This is a genomic window from Fructilactobacillus sp. X2R1C3 (assembly GCF_059901425.1).
Genome location: NZ_JBWXUW010000008.1, coordinates 1 through 443, shown reverse-complemented (window position 1 = coordinate 443; position 443 = coordinate 1). Strand labels below are relative to the sequence as shown.

The 443-nt window shown below is 51.5% G+C and carries 4 tRNA genes and 1 rRNA gene; all 5 read left to right on the top strand.

Features of this window, described 5'->3' with window-relative positions:
• Positions 1-98 (top strand): 5S ribosomal RNA (rrf, locus tag AC6UDD_RS06915); the annotation flags it as partial.
• A gap of 6 nt (positions 99-104) precedes the next feature.
• A tRNA-Asn gene (locus tag AC6UDD_RS06910) sits at positions 105-177 on the top strand.
• A 6-nt stretch (positions 178-183) separates the two neighbouring features.
• Positions 184-275, top strand: a tRNA-Ser gene (locus tag AC6UDD_RS06905).
• Between the two features lie 16 nt (positions 276-291).
• A tRNA-Glu gene (locus AC6UDD_RS06900) sits at positions 292-364 on the top strand.
• Positions 365-368: 4 nt separating this feature from the next.
• Positions 369-441: transfer RNA gene (locus tag AC6UDD_RS06895), tRNA-Val, on the top strand.
• The last annotated feature ends 2 nt before the right edge of the window (positions 442-443 follow it).

Sequence of the window (443 nt, the reverse complement as noted above, 5' to 3'; positions counted from 1 at the left end):
AGGATACACCTGTTCCCATGCCGAACACAGAAGTTAAGCTTCAGCACGCCAAGAGTAGTTGGGGGATCGCCCCCTGCAAGGGTAGGACGTTGCCACGCGATTATTCCGGCATAGCTCAGTTGGTAGAGCACCTGACTGTTAATCAGGTTGTCGACGGTTCGAGCCCGCCTGCCGGAGTACTATGGAGAGTTGTCCGAGCTGGCCGAAGGAGCATCATTGGAAATGATGTAAACGGATTAAAGTCTGTTTCGAGGGTTCGAATCCCTCACTCTCCGTATATTTTTGTAGTATGACCCGTTGGTCAAGTGGTTTAAGACACTGCCCTTTCACGGCAGTAACATGGGTTCGAATCCCGTACGGGTCATTTTGGAGGATTAGCTCAGCTGGGAGAGCATCTGCCTTACAAGCAGGAGGTCACAGGTTCGATCCCTGTATCCTCCATA